This window comes from Dysgonomonas sp. Shenzhen-Wh21 (genome assembly GCF_043392705.1).
Classification (GTDB): domain Bacteria; phylum Bacteroidota; class Bacteroidia; order Bacteroidales; family Dysgonomonadaceae; genus Dysgonomonas.
In genome coordinates, this window is record NZ_JAIXHZ010000053.1 from 20,622 (window position 1) to 36,803 (window position 16,182).

17 protein-coding genes are annotated in these 16,182 nt (G+C 38.6%); 7 read left to right on the forward strand and 10 right to left on the reverse strand.

Annotation, left to right across the window (positions count from 1 at the left end; all coding sequences use genetic code 11):
- Positions 1 to 4 precede the first annotated feature (4 nt).
- From nuoK to mutY, 9 genes are all read right to left on the reverse strand, one after another.
- Entirely contained in the window at positions 5 to 349 is a 345-nt protein-coding gene (gene nuoK, locus LDB17_RS03315; RefSeq protein ID WP_006841403.1) for an NADH-quinone oxidoreductase subunit NuoK, read from the reverse strand.
- Positions 350 to 369: 20 nt separating this feature from the next.
- Positions 370 to 873 carry an NADH-quinone oxidoreductase subunit J gene (locus LDB17_RS03320; RefSeq protein WP_135106841.1) on the reverse strand — a complete coding sequence of 168 codons (504 nt, stop codon included), beginning with the start codon at positions 871 to 873 and terminating at the stop codon, positions 370 to 372.
- Positions 874 to 896: 23 nt separating this feature from the next.
- Positions 897 to 1,484, reverse strand: a complete 588-nt coding sequence (locus tag LDB17_RS03325) for a 4Fe-4S binding protein (RefSeq protein ID WP_252637260.1) — start codon at positions 1,482 to 1,484, stop codon at positions 897 to 899.
- 19 nt (positions 1,485 to 1,503) lie between these two features.
- A complete protein-coding gene (nuoH, locus tag LDB17_RS03330) occupies positions 1,504 to 2,610 on the reverse strand; it encodes an NADH-quinone oxidoreductase subunit NuoH (RefSeq protein ID WP_252637258.1) in 1,107 nt (368 codons plus the stop codon).
- Positions 2,611 to 2,721: 111 nt separating this feature from the next.
- The gene (locus LDB17_RS03335) at positions 2,722 to 4,353 is read right to left on the reverse strand and encodes an NADH-quinone oxidoreductase subunit D (RefSeq protein WP_252637256.1); all 1,632 of its coding nucleotides are present in this window, start codon (positions 4,351 to 4,353) and stop codon (positions 2,722 to 2,724) included.
- A 59-nt stretch (positions 4,354 to 4,412) separates the two neighbouring features.
- Positions 4,413 to 4,997, reverse strand: a complete 585-nt coding sequence (locus LDB17_RS03340; protein WP_135106833.1) for an NADH-quinone oxidoreductase subunit B — start codon at positions 4,995 to 4,997, stop codon at positions 4,413 to 4,415.
- Complete coding sequence (locus LDB17_RS03345; RefSeq protein WP_252637254.1) at positions 4,988 to 5,341, reverse strand: NADH-quinone oxidoreductase subunit A; 354 nt, start codon at positions 5,339 to 5,341, stop codon at positions 4,988 to 4,990. Before LDB17_RS03345 ends, LDB17_RS03340 begins: the two co-directional genes overlap by 10 nt.
- A gap of 203 nt (positions 5,342 to 5,544) precedes the next feature.
- The gene (locus LDB17_RS03350; RefSeq protein WP_252637252.1) at positions 5,545 to 6,471 is read right to left on the reverse strand and encodes a glycosyltransferase family 2 protein; all 927 of its coding nucleotides are present in this window, start codon (positions 6,469 to 6,471) and stop codon (positions 5,545 to 5,547) included.
- Between the two features lie 67 nt (positions 6,472 to 6,538).
- The gene (gene mutY, locus LDB17_RS03355; RefSeq protein WP_252637250.1) at positions 6,539 to 7,597 is read right to left on the reverse strand and encodes an A/G-specific adenine glycosylase; all 1,059 of its coding nucleotides are present in this window, start codon (positions 7,595 to 7,597) and stop codon (positions 6,539 to 6,541) included.
- Between the two features lie 158 nt (positions 7,598 to 7,755).
- Between mutY and LDB17_RS03360 the strand changes: the two genes are divergently transcribed.
- The 7 genes from LDB17_RS03360 to LDB17_RS03390 all read left to right on the forward strand — a co-directional run bounded on the left by LDB17_RS03360 (position 7,756) and on the right by LDB17_RS03390 (position 15,144).
- Positions 7,756 to 8,031, forward strand: coding sequence for an HU family DNA-binding protein (locus LDB17_RS03360; RefSeq protein ID WP_006841412.1), 276 nt, complete (start codon positions 7,756 to 7,758; stop codon positions 8,029 to 8,031).
- A gap of 307 nt (positions 8,032 to 8,338) precedes the next feature.
- Positions 8,339 to 9,913 (forward strand): Rne/Rng family ribonuclease, encoded by a 1,575-nt coding sequence (locus tag LDB17_RS03365; protein ID WP_252637248.1) that lies wholly within the window; start codon positions 8,339 to 8,341, stop codon positions 9,911 to 9,913.
- Positions 9,914 to 10,064: 151 nt separating this feature from the next.
- The gene (locus tag LDB17_RS03370) at positions 10,065 to 10,889 is read left to right on the forward strand and encodes a patatin-like phospholipase family protein (RefSeq protein WP_289781677.1); all 825 of its coding nucleotides are present in this window, start codon (positions 10,065 to 10,067) and stop codon (positions 10,887 to 10,889) included.
- A gap of 14 nt (positions 10,890 to 10,903) precedes the next feature.
- Positions 10,904 to 12,595 carry an alpha-amylase family glycosyl hydrolase gene (locus LDB17_RS03375; protein ID WP_252637246.1) on the forward strand — a complete coding sequence of 564 codons (1,692 nt, stop codon included), beginning with the start codon at positions 10,904 to 10,906 and terminating at the stop codon, positions 12,593 to 12,595.
- An 81-nt stretch (positions 12,596 to 12,676) separates the two neighbouring features.
- Positions 12,677 to 13,615: a ribose-phosphate pyrophosphokinase gene (locus LDB17_RS03380; protein ID WP_135106823.1), complete on the forward strand. Its 939-nt coding sequence runs from the start codon at positions 12,677 to 12,679 to the stop codon at positions 13,613 to 13,615.
- 148 nt (positions 13,616 to 13,763) lie between these two features.
- Positions 13,764 to 14,429: a phosphatidylserine decarboxylase family protein gene (locus tag LDB17_RS03385; RefSeq protein ID WP_252637245.1), complete on the forward strand. Its 666-nt coding sequence runs from the start codon at positions 13,764 to 13,766 to the stop codon at positions 14,427 to 14,429.
- Between the two features lie 4 nt (positions 14,430 to 14,433).
- The gene (locus tag LDB17_RS03390) at positions 14,434 to 15,144 is read left to right on the forward strand and encodes a phosphatidylcholine/phosphatidylserine synthase (RefSeq protein ID WP_252637244.1); all 711 of its coding nucleotides are present in this window, start codon (positions 14,434 to 14,436) and stop codon (positions 15,142 to 15,144) included.
- 236 nt (positions 15,145 to 15,380) lie between these two features.
- On the opposite strand, the gene LDB17_RS03395 is transcribed toward LDB17_RS03390, so the two are convergent.
- Positions 15,381 to 16,100 carry a hypothetical protein gene (locus LDB17_RS03395; protein ID WP_252637243.1) on the reverse strand — a complete coding sequence of 240 codons (720 nt, stop codon included), beginning with the start codon at positions 16,098 to 16,100 and terminating at the stop codon, positions 15,381 to 15,383.
- Positions 16,101 to 16,182 lie beyond the last annotated feature (82 nt).

Here is a 16,182-nt window from a genome sequence, read left to right on the forward strand (position 1 = left end):
CTGCTTAGTTTTTCATTTTAGTTATATTCTCATCCACATATATACTTTTCACATTACGGTATATATTGATGATAATAGCTATAGCAATAGCTGTTTCTGCCGCAGCAATACCTATTGCAAACAATGTGAAGAAGAATCCCTCAAGCTGTCCCGGATATAAATAGCGGTTAAACACCACAAAGTTTAGATCGGTAGCATTCAGCATCAACTCAACGGATATCAATACCATCAACATATTTTTACGAGACAGGAAACCATATACTCCTGCAAAAAACATGATGGTGCTCACAACCAGATATGCTTCGATTGGCACCGGCCCGGACAGAAAATTTGTTATAAACTCACCCATAACTTATATCTTTCTTTTTCTTATCTTTTTCTAGCAATCATGATTCCTCCAATGATACAAGCAAGGAGCAATATACTTATTGCTTCAAATGGCAGCAAATATTGATATTTGTCTGTTCCCATCATTCCCATACCTATATCCTGCATATTCAATTCTTTCTGCGTGATGTAGGTATAAAACTTGTTGACATTGTAAAATATAATGTGTCCGCAAATAGCCAAACCTGCCAATGCAGCTAAAGCAGAAATAAATATCCTGCCCGGCTTCTCGAACTTAACATCTACTCCCGGCTCGTGAGTGAGCAAAATAGCGAATATAAACAGTACCATCACCCCTCCGCCATATACAGCAATCTGCACAGCCATCAGAAAATGATAATCCAACAATAAGTACAAGCCCGCAGTACCAAGAAGTACAAACAACAGGAATGTAGCCGAGCGAATAATCTTTTGTGTTGTAACTGCCATAATAGTAGAAAACACAATGATTGTTGCTAAAATGTAAAATATAATTTGTTCTGCCATAATCTATTGATTATCGTATATGTTTATTCTTTGTCTTCTTTTACCCCTTGAACAGGTGCTGATGGAGCAGGTGCAGGAGCAGCACTGTCAACAGCAACTTCTGCTTTTGCCACAGGCTTATCCACTACCGGTTTTGGTTCTTTCTTCTTTTCACGAAGTTTAGATCCATCCCTATTCAATTGTTCTATCAGCTTGCTACGTGTAAACAGTGAGTTCTCGAACGTATTCGCAAACTTGATAGCATCAGACGGACAAGTAATCACACACAGGTTACAAAATGTACATAATCCCAAGTCGTATATATACTTGTCAAGAACTTTCTTTTTCTTGCCATCCTCTGTTTCTATCGATCTCGATATTACCTGTATTGTTCCATTGGGACAATTCATTTGGCAAATACCACAAGCAGTACAAGCATGCTCATTGTTTTCATCGTGAGGCATAGTCAATTCTCCACGAAAGCGATCGGGAATAACAAGGGTTGCCCTATTCTCAGGGTACTGCTCTGTGATCTTCTTAGTCCACAGCTCACCCCATGTAACTCTCATCCCCGTGAGAAGAGATTTAATACCTCCAAATAATCCTGAAAAATATTCTGAAACTGAACTCATTTTCTTATACTATAATTTATTATTTCAGAGTCAAACCAAATACGACAAGAACTACCATCAACAAAATATTGAACAGGTTGATAGGCAGTAAATATTTCCATTCCAGATTCAACAACTGGTCGATACGCAAACGAGGGAATGTCCATCTTACCCACAAGCTAAGGAAGATAAGGAATCCGGCTTTTCCGAAGAACCACAAGAATGATGGTATGTAATTCATAACCTCATTAAAGGCATCCCATCCTTGAATCTGAATAGGCATCCATCCTCCCAAAAATACTGTAGTGGCAATACCGGCTACGATAAACATATTCAGATATTCTGCCAAATAGAAGAAACCGAACTGTAGTCCCGAATATTCGGTGTGATATCCGGCTGTCAACTCCGATTCGGCCTCGGGTAAGTCAAACGGTCCACGATTTGTTTCAGCATGTCCCGAAATCAGATAAATAATGAATGCAATAAGTGCCGGAACGTGTCCTGCAATTATATTCCATTGATGAAGATATGTTTGTCCTTCTATTATTTTAGAAAAGCTCATTGTTCCCGACAACACCACCATGGTCATCAAAGCAAAACCTGCCGACAATTCATAACTTATAAATTGTGCACCGCTTCGCATAGCACCGATCATCGAGTACTTGTTGTTACTAGACCATCCGGCCAGCAAAACTCCAATAATACCAAGTGAAGATACAGCCACAACATAAAACACTCCAATATTAAAATCTACAGCTTGCAACCCCTTACCAAAAGGCAAAGCACCGAATGTAAGCATAGATGCTATGATCATAAAGAAAGGTGCTGTAAAAAACAGGAATCTGTCCGACTGTCTTACATGGATAATTTCCTTGATAAGGATTTTTACCATATCGGCAACACTCTGAACTAATCCATATTTACCGACACGGTTAGGACCGAGACGAGCCTGAAAGAAAGCTGTGATTTTACGTTCTACATATATCAGAATCAAGGCTAATACTGCGTATAAAGTCAGCAATGCGACAGCAACCAATACAAACTCTATAGCCAAGACCGCCCATGTAGGTAAATTCTTAGTCAGAAATACATCGAACTGGCTAAGCCAATATGATACTTCTACTACTTGAGAATCAAATAACAACATATATCTTCTTATATTGATGAAATAAATATTCAATTAATTAGTCATCGGGTGTAACTTGGCAAAAGCAGTATAAACCGTGCCTTTCCTATCGCTACCCTAAAACGCTCTTGATCAACGGTCGATATCCGGAATCACATAGTCCATAGATCCACCGATACCGATAAAGTCTGATATCTTCTCATCCGCACAGATCAATGGCATAGCCGAAACAGCAGCCATAGAAGGAGAACGGAACTTGAGACGATAAGGAGTTTTATCTCCACGGCTTTCTATATATACTCCAAACTCTCCACGTCCGGCTTCTACTCGCTGATAATATTCACCTTCAGGTAGTTTTATTATCGCTTTTGTTTTTGCCAGATAGTCTCCGTCAGGTATATTATCGATTAGTTGTTCTATGATTTTTAAAGATTCTTCTATTTCGTCAAGGCGATTCAAATATCGGTCGAAAGAGTCTCCATTTTCGCGGATAACTTCATTAAATCCAACCTTATCGTACAACGCATAAGGTATATGTTTACGTATATCGCAAGAGAATCCCGATGCACGTCCTGCAGGTCCTGTAACAGCATACGAAATGGCCTCTTCTTTCGACAGAAGTCCCAATCCTTTCATACGGCCTACTGCGATCACATTTCCGGTGAATAGTTTATCATATTCAACCAAAGCCTTACGCATTACTGGTATAAATGCTTTTACATCCGACTGGAAGTCAGGTTGTATATCAAACATCACACCACCAAGGACATTGTAGTTAATAATCAGACGACCTCCTGTGTTTTTCTCAAATATCTTAAGGATATCTTCCCTCTCGCGCATACCGTATATAAAGGCTGTGGTAGAACCTAAGTCCATACACATCGTACCCCATGCAACCAAGTGAGAATCGATACGATTCAACTCATCCATGATAGTACGTATATATTGAGCTCTTTCGGGAACTTCTATCTGAGCAGCCTTTTCTACACACATACACAATCCATGACGGTTTATGTTGGCAGAAAGATAATCAAGGCGGTCTGTAAAGTGTAGTATTTGCGGATAAGTGAGTTTCTCACTCAGCTTCTCTATTCCGCGATGAATGTAACCACTATGCACATCGATCTTTTTCACGATCTCACCTTCCAATGCTACACGAAAATGCATTACTCCGTGTGTGGATGGATGCTGTGGTCCTATATTTATTATATAATCGTCTTTTTCGAAAATATCTACCCGCTCCTCTTTTAGTTTTCCGTCAGGGGTTTCTACAATACGTGGAGCAGTATCTATAATATCCTTACTTTCTATCGATACGGGATTCTTTACAGGACTCGCATCATAATCTTTCCTCAAAGGAAAACCAACCCAGTCTGAGTTAAGAAAGAAACGGCGCATATCAGGGTTGTTGATAAAGCGAATACCCAGCATGGCAAAAACTTCACGCTCATTATAGTGTGCAGTTTCCCAGATATCGGTAACTGTATACAATAATGGATTTACGCGATCTGCTGTTCCTGTTTTTACTGCTATTTCTTTCGACAAATCTGTTGAAGGGCACAACAAATAAGTTACCATCAGCATCTCTCCTTCATCAGTCCCTGTTAACATTGCCAAGTAATCGAAAGGCATTTCAGCATAGTTGCGAAGCGCTTTTACTAAATGACGTAGTTTGTTAGGTTCTACAGTTACAGTTAAAGGTGTTTTATCTTCAATAACCGCTTCAGGTACAGCTTCGAGTATTACCTTCTTGATATTTTCCATTGTCTCTTTGTTTCTTAGTCTTTTGGGGAAAAGTAAGGGATCTCAGTTCTATATTATTCTTATTTATCCCGTTTGATGTTCTTGTGTCCTTTACGGAACATAAAACGCTCTACTTTTATCTTACGTTGCAATTGCATCAAACCATAAAATAAAGCTTCCGGACGCGGAGGGCATCCCGGCACATATACATCTACAGGAATTATTTCATCAATACCCTTCACAACATGGTATGAATCTACAAATGGACCTCCCGAAATAGCGCAACTACCCATCGCAACTACATATTTTGGTTCTGCCATCTGATCATATACACGTTTCAAAAGCGGAGCCATCTTATGCACAATCGTACCGGCCACCACCATTGTATCGGCCTGACGTGGACTGTTACGAGTTACCTCCATCCCAAAGCGTGCCAAATCGTAACGAGCTGCTGCTGAAGCCATAAATTCAATACCACAACAACTTGTAGCAAAAGCTAATGGCCACACTGAGTTTGAGCGTCCCCAGTTGATCAGGTCATCAAGCTTACCTACTACAACAGGAACCCCGCCTTCGTTGAGCTCTTTGACATAATCCTCAAGGTATTCATTGTCTTTAAACTCTTCGTTAGGAATACCTTTTATATATATTTTCTTTATTTCCATTTTAATGCTCCTTTCTTCCAGGCATAAGCTAAGCCCAGACCCAATATTATTACGAAAAACAATATACTAATCAGACCGGGTATTTCCAATTGCCTTACAACTGTAGCCCAAGGGAAAAGGAATATAGCCTCAACGTCGAACATTAAGTAAAGAATTGCATACAGGTAATAACCTACCTTAAACTGCATCCAGGAAGTTCCATGCGTAGGGATACCACATTCGTATGGTTCTCCTTTCTGAGGATTGAATGATTTTGGTGATAACAGTAAGGCCATGCCTAATCCGGCACAAACGAGTGTGATTCCAGTTAAGAAAACTACTAAAAAAAGAGCGGAAGAACTCATATTTTTATATTAAAATTAAGACTTTTCTATCGATTGTCTTTAGTTTTTGATAATATTCATAGCGTTTTGCTACAGGCATGAGACACAGACTCGGTTAGAGCCTTCCTGACAATCGGCGCAAAATTAATCTTTTATTTCAGAAACACAAAAAATAAAACGCCAAATTATGCAAATTTGGCAACTATAGATTGCAAAATAGGGAATTAAGCCCGCTCTCTTACGATATAAATAGGCCGTTTTTTTGCCTCCATATATGTTTTTGATAAATATTGCCCCAAGATACCAAGGCAAAATAACTGGATTCCTCCTATAAAGAAAATGATACAGAGAGTAGATGCATAACCTTGCACCGGATCACCGAACAATATCTTTTTGAAGATAATAAAGCATATCATAATGAATGCTATTATACAGAAAAGAATGCCAAAAACGGATGCAATAATCAACGGGCGGGTTGAGAAAGCAATTATACCCTCCAGAGAATACAAAAATAAACCAATAAATGACCACTTTGTTTCTCCGGCCACACGTTCCACATTCTCAAAGGCAATCCATTTTGTTTTAAATCCGACCCATCCGAAAATACCTTTCGAAAAACGGTTGTATTCGCCCATTTCCAATATAGAATCAACCATCTGCCGCGTCATAAGACGAAAATCACGAGCTCCGTCTACAACTTCAGTATCTGATATCTTATTTATCAGCTTATAAAACTGTTTGGCAAAAAACGAACGGATAGGCGGCTCTCCTTTTCGGTCTACCCGGCGAGTAGCCACACAGTCGTAGTCTTCTGTTTTCAAGGTTTCATACATTTCCTTTATCAAGGACGGCGGGTCTTGTAAGTCTGCATCAATTAACGATACATAATTTCCGGTAGCTGCTTGCAAGCCGGCATATATACCTGCTTCTTTACCGAAATTGCGGGAAAAAGACACAAAATGCACTCTTTCGTCCGACTCTCTTAGTTCTTTAATTACTGTTAAGGTTTTGTCCCTCGAACCATCATTTATAAAAATAAATTCAAATTCCTGATCAGGCATTTCTTCCGCAAGTTTCACTACTCCTTTATACAAATACGGAAGAGCTTGTTCTTCATTGTAGCAAGGGACAATCAATGATATTTTATCCATATCGCTCTATTATTTGATTACAAAGTTAATTTTTTTTCGATCTTACACAAGCCCCAGAATATATAAGTCACAACTGTTCCAGATATTTATGCACCAATCGCGAAACCGGGTAATCGTCAACATCGCCAACTCCGATCTTGAGATATTCTTTTCCCAATCGAATTTCCGACACCTCTACTTTATAAAATATTGCATAAATAATTTGATGCGATAAAACATGTTTTATTTGCCGGATGTATTGTATTTTAACATCAGAAGCAGCCTCAAACAACGGTTTAAATTTTTCATCTTTTTGCAATTCCTCAATCGTCAGTTCTTTTTCCGTCTCCACAAGGGGCAATTCGTATAAATTCTGCCAGATATCTTTATCCCCTCGTTTGCGCAAGTACATAGATTCGCCATGTCGGATATCAAAATAATTAAAATAACGATTCCGCACTTTTTGCTTACCCGCTTTTTTAGGATATTGTGCTACTTTGTTTTGAGCATACGCCAAGCATATCGAGGATGCCGGACAAATATCGCAACGAGGCGAAACAGGCACACATTGTAATGCCCCAAATTCCATTATTGCCTGATTATGCAAGCCCGCATTAGCATCATCGAGCAACTCTTGAGCCAATTCTGCAAATACTTTTTTACCTTTGCCACTATCGATGGGTTCGTCAATAGCAAAAATACGCGACAGCACCCGGTACACATTACCATCTACCACAGCATAAGGCTCGTTGTAAGAGATGGAAACTATAGCCGCGGCAGTATAATCGCCCACCCCCTTCAACTTCAAAACATCTTTGTGTTCGCGAGGAAAAACACCATTATAATCTTTCACTATCGACTTTGCCGCCGCCTGAAGGTTTCGCGCCCTGCTATAATAACCAAGCCCCTGCCAAAGCTTCAAAACTTCATCCTCGTCAGCCATTGCCAACATATCCACTTTCGGATATTTTTGTATAAACTTATTATAATAGGAGTAACCTTGATCTACACGTGTCTGCTGCAAGATAACCTCTGAAAGCCATATTGCATACGGATCGGACGTATTGCGCCATGGCAAATCTCTCTTATTAGCTTCATACCACCTTATTAATATAGAGCTTAGTCTTAAATCTTTTTCCATATTCATTTTAGAACACATTAATATACGCTCAAAACAAGCTATAGTTGAACGTTAATTTCTTTATCTAGGAGAAAAAATGATAATTATTTGTTTCAAAGGTAAATAAAAAGCTATATATTTGCAGTCCAAAAAATTAATTGTTTCGAATTTAAAAAGATAAGAAAATGACAAAAGCTGACATCGTTAACGAAATTGCGAAAAATACAGGAATAGACAAAGCTACTGTATTAAAAACAGTTGAATCATTCATGGATGTTGTAAAAGACTCGTTAAGCAAGAATGAAAATGTTTATTTAAGAGGTTTCGGTAGTTTCATAGTGAAGACAAGAGCTCAAAAAACAGCTCGTAACATCTCTAAAAATACGACTATCATCATACCTGCTCACTCAATTCCGGCATTCAAACCTGCCAAGACATTCATAACTCAAGTGAGAAAGTAATTTCGACTTTTTATTAAATTAATTTCTAAATATAAATAACATGCCAAGCGGAAAGAAAAGAAAAAGACATAAAATGTCTACGCACAAGCGCAAAAAAAGATTAAGAAAGAACAGACACAAAAAGAAAAAATAATCTGTAATTCTTTTATTTAATGAAATATACGAGAACAAACTTACAAATTGTTGAATTTCTAAGTTTGTTCTTTGTGTATTTAATGAAAAAGCTTCTTGATACATAAAGAAGTAAACTCTACTATCAGATTTAAATAGGGAATTTAAATCTTATTTTTAATTATAAAACATAGTTATGAATAGCGAACTAATAGTCGATGTTCAGCCCAATGAAGTCTCAATAGCAGTCTTGGAAGACAAGAAACTTGTCGAACTGCAAAAAGAAGGAAGAGACGCTTCATACGCGGTAGGAAACATCTATGCCGGCAAAGTTAAAAAACTGATGCCCGGATTAAATGCTGCTTTTGTAGACATAGGATACAAAAAGGACGCTTTTCTTCACTATTTAGATCTAGGTGCTCAATTCAAATCCGTTGATAAGTTTTACAAACAGGCTTTAGCTGATAAGAAAAAGTTTCCTAACATCTCTAAGATGAAAATGGAAGCAGACATAGACAAAAATGGGTCTATCAGCGACATTCTCAAACCAGGACAAGAAATACTGGTACAAATAGCCAAAGAACCTATATCAACAAAAGGCCCCCGCCTCACAGCCGAGCTTTCACTGGCCGGCCGTTTTTTAGTTGTCATTCCATTCAACGACAAAGTATCTGTCTCTCAGAAAATTAAATCGAAAGAGGAGCGTGCACGGTTAAGACAACTTATACAAAGCATAAAACCAAAAAACTTCGGAGTAATAGTAAGAACCGTAGCTGAAGGAAAAAAGGTAGCTGATCTGGATACAGAACTGAAAACATTGGTAAAACGTTGGGAGGATAATCTTCCTAAGATTCAGAAAAATAAACTTCCAACCCTCGTTTTTGAAGAAACAGGCCGTATTGTGGCCTTACTGAGAGACATCTTCAATCCTACCTTTCAGGAAATCCATGTCAATGATTTAGATACCTGCAACCAGATTAAGGATTATATATCATTTATAGCACCCGACAAAAAAAACATTGTAAAAAGTTATGATGGCGGGTTACCTATCTTTGATAATTTCAATGTAACGAAACAGGTAAAAGCCTTGTTTGGAAAAACAGTTACATTCCGTAATGGCGCATACCTTATCTTGGAACATACCGAAGCCCTTCACGTTGTAGATGTGAACAGCGGCAACAGGTCGAAGAATCCTGAAGCAGGACAAGAGAATAATGCATGGGAAGTGAATTCCGCAGCAGCAGAAGAAATAGCACGTCAATTGAGATTACGAGACATGGGGGGAATCATCGTAATCGACTTCATAGATATGACGGAAGGTGAGCACAAAGCACAACTAATGGCCAAAATGCAGGAGCTGATGGCGAATGATCGGGCAAAGCATAATATACTCCCACTGAGCAAGTTCGGGCTAATGCAGATCACACGTCAGCGTGTACGTCCAGAGATGGAGATATCAACCACCGAAGCATGTCCTACATGTTTTGGAAAAGGAGAAATAAGACCATCCATACTGTTTACAGATACACTGCGCATGAAGATAAGCTATCTGGTAAAAGATCTAAAAGTAAAGAATTTCAAACTCTATATACATCCGTATGTAGCAGCATTTATCAATAAAGGTTTTCCTTCATTAAAGTGGCAATGGAAATGGCGTTATGGCATGGGAGTAAAGATAATCCCAAACCAGAATCTGGCATTCCTCGAATATCATTTTATGGATGAAAATGGAGAAGAAATTGATATGAAACAAGATTTTGAAGTAAAGTAACAATTACTCAGAATATATGAAAAGAGCTGTTTTTAATAATTAAAAACAGCTCTTTTTTTTATTATTCACATACACCGTCGTAACTATTATTATACCTACAAATTAGCAAATAAGAAGAATATCCTTAAATTTGTATATTGATACAAAACGCATGAGTCCGGAAAAAAACATTTATCAACTAGGTCTCTCCCTTAGCGGAGGTGGTGCCAAAGGTTTTGCTCATTTAGGCGTATTGCAAGCACTAAATGAAATTGGTCTTTATCCTCAAATTATATCCGGAACCAGCGCAGGAGCTTTTGCCGGAGTATTATATGCGGATGGATATACTCCTGAGGAAATACTATCATTCTTCAAAAAGAAAGTATTCAGAGAGTTCGCAGAATTTACGATACCACATGGCGGCTTTTTCAAAAGTGATGGATTTCGTTCATTTCTAAAAAAACACCTCAGAGCCAAGACCTTTGAGGATTTGAAAATACCCCTGCGGACTGTCGCTACTGATATAGAATATGGCGAAACAAAGGTATTTTCTACAGGAGCTTTGATACCGGCCGTTATTGCATCATGTTCAGTACCTATCATTTTCCGTCCTGTGGAAATCAACGAACATTATTATGTTGACGGAGGTCTATTTAAGAACTTCCCAGTTTCCACGATACGCAAAGATTGCGCTAAAATTATAGGAGTCAATGTTAGCCCGATTATAAAAGCAGAATTCAGGAGCTCCATTAAATATATAGCAGAAAGGTCTTTCCACTACATGTCCGGCTCCAACACCTTATTAGACCGAAACTTATGCGACTACCTGATAGAGTCGACATCTTTGTCTCAGTATTCAATGTTTGATCTGGAACATGTTGAAGAAATATATCGGGCAGGATATAACCTAACGACAAAATTTTTTGAAGATAAAAAAGAAGCCTTAACAAAAGATTTTCCACATATCAACCTTACATGCATAACACATGCACAATAATAAAATTAGCAGCTATGGCAGAAAAGATTTTTATATACCAAGTACTTCCCCGATTATTCGGCAACGACAACAGCACAAATAAGGAAAGCGGCACCATAGAAGAAAATGGAGTAGGCAAGTTCTCAGCCTTCGACAACAAGGCGTTGAAAGAAATAAAAAAAATGGGATTTACCCATATCTGGTATACCGGCACACTTGAACATGCCTCTACTACCGACTACACAGCAAATGGAATATCAAGAGATCATCCCGATGTAATAAAAGGAAAAGCAGGTTCGCCTTATGCCATCCGCGATTATTATGATGTTTCTCCCGATCTGGCTGACGATGTAGACAATAGAATGCAGGAATTTGAAGACCTGATAGAACGTACGCACAAAAATGGGATGAAAGTCATTATTGATTTTGTACCCAATCATGTTGCACGACAATATCACTCTGATGCAAAACCGAAGAAAATAAAAGACTTGGGAGCAGATGATAATAAAGATGTAGCGTTCGACCCGGATAACAATTTCTATTATATACCCAATCAGAAACTAGAACTGCAATTCCCTACTCAACAAGGAGAAAACGCATACATAGAATATCCGGCTAAAGCAACAGGCAATGACTGCTTCAGCAATAAGCCATCGGTAACAGATTGGTACGAAACGGTTAAGCTGAATTATGGAATAGACTATACCAATAACAGGACAAGCTGCTTTATCCCAACACCAGACACATGGCTAAAGATGAAAGACATTCTTCTATTCTGGGTAGCCAAAGGGGTAGACGGATTTAGATGTGATATGGCGGAGATGGTTCCTGTCGAATTTTGGAATTGGGTAATACCAAGGGTAAAAGCAAAAAACAAAACACTCATCTTCATTGCAGAGGTATATAACCCCGACTTGTATCACAAATATGTAGATTGGGGACTGTTTGATTATCTGTACGACAAAGTCGGGCTGTATGACACGCTACGCAATATAATCAATCACCAACAACCTTCGTCGGACATTACCTTTTCTTGGCAAAGCATTGACGGACTACAAACCAAAATGCTAAACTTTCTGGAAAACCATGATGAACAGCGCATTGCATCAGATTTCTTTGCAGGCAATCCATTCAAAGCCATTCCGGGAATGATTGTAACTGCAACAATGAATACCAATCCTGTAATGATCTACTTCGGACAAGAACTGGGTGAACGAGGAATGGATAAAGAAGGTTTTAGCGGACTAGATGGACGTACAACCATCTTTGATTATTGGTCGGTAGACTCTATAAGAAGCTGGAGGAACAAAGGAACATTCACAGAAAGCGGACTAAATGAGGAACAGATCAAACTACGGAAGTTTTATATTCAACTGCTAAAAATAGCAAAAGAAGAACAGTCAATCAGAACAGGTAAATTCTTTGATCTGATGTATGCTAATTATAGCAACATGGCCTTCGATTCTACAAAGCAATACGCTTTTTTGAGGTCTGCCAAAGATGAATTCTTGATTGTAGTTGCTAATTTTGACTCCAAACCTGTGGATATTTCCGTTCACATCCCTTTTCATGCTTTCGAATACATGGAAATAAAACCGCACGAAATAAAAAAGGCGAAAGAACTGCTTTCTAAAAAGAATTTCACATTAAGCCCACAATGGGATCGGAACCTGTTTTTAAACATAGAAGAATATTCTGGGAAAATAATTAAATTTTCTATGAGCTAATTGTGTTGTTTTTCCTAATTTTACAGTCTCATATAAATCTATTAAAAAACTTTCCATAAAGATTAAAAAATTAAAGAAGAGATGGACAATAATCTACCTTTCAAAATTTTCTCGGGAACTAATTCTCGTTACTTAGCTGAAAAAATATGTACTAGCCTTGGATGCCCTTTGGGTAAAATGAAAATTGAACGCTTCGCTGATGGAGAATTCTCTGTTTCATACGAAGAGTCAATCAGGGGGTGTCAGGTTTTTTTAATACAGTCCACATTCCCTTCTTCAGATAATCTTATGGAACTTCTATTGATGATTGATGCAGCAAAAAGAGCGTCTGCCTCATCTATAATAGCTGTAATACCATACTTCGGTTGGGCTCGCCAAGACCGCAAAGATAAACCTCGTGTTTCTATCGGTGCTAAACTTATTGCGGACATGCTTAGTGCAGCAGGCATCAACAGACTAATAACTATGGATTTGCATGCCGACCAGATACAAGGATTCTTCAATGTTCCGGTAGACCACTTATATGCATCTGCCATATTTGTAGACTATATTAAGACATTAGATACCGACAACCTAGTGATAGCAACACCGGATGTGGGTGGTACAAAACGTGCAAGCTCGTACGCCAAATACTTTGGTTTGCCAATGGTTATATGCTATAAACTTCGCAAGAAAGCAAACGAAATATCCGAAATGCAAATTATCGGGGACGTTACAGGAATGGACGTACTGTTGGTAGATGACATTGTGGATACAGCAGGTACAATAACAAAAGCTGCCGATATAATGAAAGCCAGTGGAGCGAGATCGGTGAGAGCTATAGCCAGTCATGCGGTGATGTCTGACCCTGCATCGGAAAGAGTAACCCAATCGGGACTTACCGAAATGGTATTTACAGACAGCATCCCTTACTCTAAGAAGTGCGAAAAGGTAGTTATTCTATCTGTAGCTGATGTGTTTGCGAACGCCATTCGCAGGGTATTAAGCAACGAATCTATCAGCTCACTATATATCCTATAAATACAAAACAGATATAAAATAGATACATCAGAGAGGTGATTCATTCATCTCTTTTTTCTTTTGTACTAAAATTCAGATTCCAAATTTGTATATATCGCCAAATAAAGATACTTTTGCACCTTACATTAAATATGTTTATCACAAAATAATGAAGGTTCATCACGAAGGACGAGACGTTTTAACAACATATTTTATAATCCTGTTTATATTAAACGGGATACTTTGGTATTTCTTCCGTCACACATTTTTATCCTATCTCGCAGGTGGAGCATCACTTGTTTTTTTCGGCATAGTGCTCAACTTCTATCGGAGCCCGTATAGGCAATTCAAAGGCGACAGCAACGGTGTTGTGGTAGCGTCTGCCGATGGAAAGATAGTAGCCATAGAAGAAGTGTATGAAGGCGAATACTTTAAAGACAAACGTATTATCGTATCTATATTCATGTCTCCATTCAATGTTCATGCAAACTGGTATCCGATCAACGGAAAAGTATTGATGTCTAAGCATCATGATGGACGCTTTATGGCAGCATACCTGCCAAAATCGAGTACAGAAAACGAGAGATCGACTGTAGTCATGGAAACCGAAGACGGTAAAAACCAAATATTGCTGCGTCAGGTAGCAGGAGCTATGGCCCGACGGATTGTAACCTATGCGCAGGTTGGAGAAACAGGCAGCATAGACGAACACCTCGGCTTCATCAAACTTGGATCAAGGGTTGATGTATATCTACCGTTAGGCACTGAGATACTTGTAGAAATGGATCAAAAGGTAACCGGAAACCAGACTGTAATAGCGAAGTTCCAAGCATAAGAAGATGAAAAAGCATATCCCAAATACACTCACTTCTCTCAATCTGTTTTCAGGATCGATAGCCACCGTTATGGCATTTCAGGGAGAATACACATGGGTAGTAGTATGGGTTATCATCGCAGCCCTGTTCGATTTCTCCGATGGGTTTGCCGCTCGCTTACTGAAGGCCTATTCCCCAATAGGCAAAGAGCTCGACTCTTTGGCCGACATGGTTAGTTTTGGATTAGCCCCCAGCATTGCAGCCTTCCGCTTCCTGTCAGACAACACAATACGCATATCTCAGAATCCGATCATAATAGAATATCTACCATATATAGCATTTCTACTCGCTATATTCTCAGCTTTGCGCTTAGCAAAGTTCAATGTAGACGAAAGGCAAAGCGAGTCTTTTATCGGGTTAAATACTCCGGCTAATGCCATGTTTTGGGTTAGCTTCTGTTATGGTCTTGCGTACAAAGTTCCGATGATTACTCCATCGTTGATATATACTTTTCTGGTTGCCATTGTAGTATTCTCATTACTCATGGTATCGGAAATTCCAATGTTCTCGTTAAAGATAAAAAACATCAAGTTTAAAGGAAACGAGTACCGTTATTTTCTTGCGGCATTCATTATCGTAGCCACAATAACAATCGGAGTGCTTGGAATAGCAGCAGGAATATTGCTATATATCACTCTGTCGATCTTTCAACAAACAGGAATATTAAAGAAGTAAATTCCTTCTCAATCACCACCCTCAATCCAATTACCCTTTTATTTAATTGTTAAAAAGTAACAAAAGTAACAGGTTTCGCATTCTTTTGCTGTGTCACTTTTTGCTGCACACTACAAAATCAACATACAATCATTTCAAAGACCTTTTGTTATAAGATAAATTCTTAAAAAAGAAATTATCTATATACTCAAATCTTTCAAATTGGAGAGAAGGATAAAAAGACTATCAATCTGCTCTTACCTATTCATAGATGGATAAAATATATACGGACTTAGAGCTCCCCGAGTCGAAATAGTAAACAATGCGGTATAAGATGCCGATGTGCCACCATTATTGACTTGCATATAAACGATTTGTTTGCGGGGATTATAATACACAACCATATCTTCAATATCTGGCTCAAGCAAATGCTCGAATATCTTCTGAGGAACAGGAATATTCCGTCCTTTTATAGACACCGTAATAGATTTATAGTGCAACTGAGGAGAAGACCACCTTGAGACACCGTAAGCCTTCTTACCGTTTACCATGTAGGTACCGTCAGCACCTTTTTTCACTGAAGTATCTTTTGAACCGATGGGTGCAATGGAAACAACAACACGCACATCAGCATTCTTGAACGATATACTACCATGAGCCGATAGACGTTCTACTTCTACTATATCATAATCATCCACCCGCATCAGTTTTCTTCCATGTATATATCCGCCGCTCACGCTTCTATCAGGCATATAGCGATAGACCTGACGCCATGGATCTGTACTCTGATCTATAGGCAGCATATAAAAAACAGAATCGTTGGGAATCTCTACAGCATTATGCAAATCGCCAAGACGAGGACAAAAGTCAATTCGTCCGCGAACGGTGTCTTGCGCCACCACAAATTGTGCGTTAACGTTCTGTGCGCACATACTCAAAATAAATGATACAAGTAAAACTGTGTAAATCCTTTTCATGTGCTTATTATTATAGAGTTACAAAATATCCTTCGAAAGAAAAAGAAAAGTCCTTATTCAATAACCTTATACAACTTGCGGG

Bases quoted from the DNA above. Each gene is read 5' to 3' on its own strand.
- LDB17_RS03365 (WP_252637248.1), top strand. From the start codon at position 8,339: ATGAATAGCGAACTAATAGTCGATGTTCAGCCCAATGAAGTCTCAATA.
- LDB17_RS03370 (WP_289781677.1), top strand. From the start codon at position 10,065: ATGAGTCCGGAAAAAAACATTTATCAACTAGGTCTCTCCCTTAGCGGA.
- nuoK (WP_006841403.1), bottom strand. From the start codon at position 349: ATGGGTGAGTTTATAACAAATTTTCTGTCCGGGCCGGTGCCAATCGAA.
- LDB17_RS03345 (WP_252637254.1), bottom strand. From the start codon at position 5,341: ATGAGTTCTTCCGCTCTTTTTTTAGTAGTTTTCTTAACTGGAATCACA.
- mutY (WP_252637250.1), bottom strand. From the start codon at position 7,597: ATGAATATGGAAAAAGATTTAAGACTAAGCTCTATATTAATAAGGTGG.
- LDB17_RS03350 (WP_252637252.1), bottom strand. From the start codon at position 6,471: ATGGATAAAATATCATTGATTGTCCCTTGCTACAATGAAGAACAAGCT.
- LDB17_RS03320 (WP_135106841.1), bottom strand. From the start codon at position 873: ATGGCAGAACAAATTATATTTTACATTTTAGCAACAATCATTGTGTTT.
- LDB17_RS03395 (WP_252637243.1), bottom strand. From the start codon at position 16,100: ATGAAAAGGATTTACACAGTTTTACTTGTATCATTTATTTTGAGTATG.
- LDB17_RS03385 (WP_252637245.1), top strand. From the start codon at position 13,764: ATGAAGGTTCATCACGAAGGACGAGACGTTTTAACAACATATTTTATA.
- LDB17_RS03380 (WP_135106823.1), top strand. From the start codon at position 12,677: ATGGACAATAATCTACCTTTCAAAATTTTCTCGGGAACTAATTCTCGT.
- LDB17_RS03340 (WP_135106833.1), bottom strand. From the start codon at position 4,997: ATGGAAATAAAGAAAATATATATAAAAGGTATTCCTAACGAAGAGTTT.
- LDB17_RS03375 (WP_252637246.1), top strand. From the start codon at position 10,904: ATGGCAGAAAAGATTTTTATATACCAAGTACTTCCCCGATTATTCGGC.
- LDB17_RS03325 (WP_252637260.1), bottom strand. From the start codon at position 1,484: ATGAGTTCAGTTTCAGAATATTTTTCAGGATTATTTGGAGGTATTAAA.
- LDB17_RS03335 (WP_252637256.1), bottom strand. From the start codon at position 4,353: ATGGAAAATATCAAGAAGGTAATACTCGAAGCTGTACCTGAAGCGGTT.
- nuoH (WP_252637258.1), bottom strand. From the start codon at position 2,610: ATGTTGTTATTTGATTCTCAAGTAGTAGAAGTATCATATTGGCTTAGC.
- LDB17_RS03360 (WP_006841412.1), top strand. From the start codon at position 7,756: ATGACAAAAGCTGACATCGTTAACGAAATTGCGAAAAATACAGGAATA.
- LDB17_RS03390 (WP_252637244.1), top strand. From the start codon at position 14,434: ATGAAAAAGCATATCCCAAATACACTCACTTCTCTCAATCTGTTTTCA.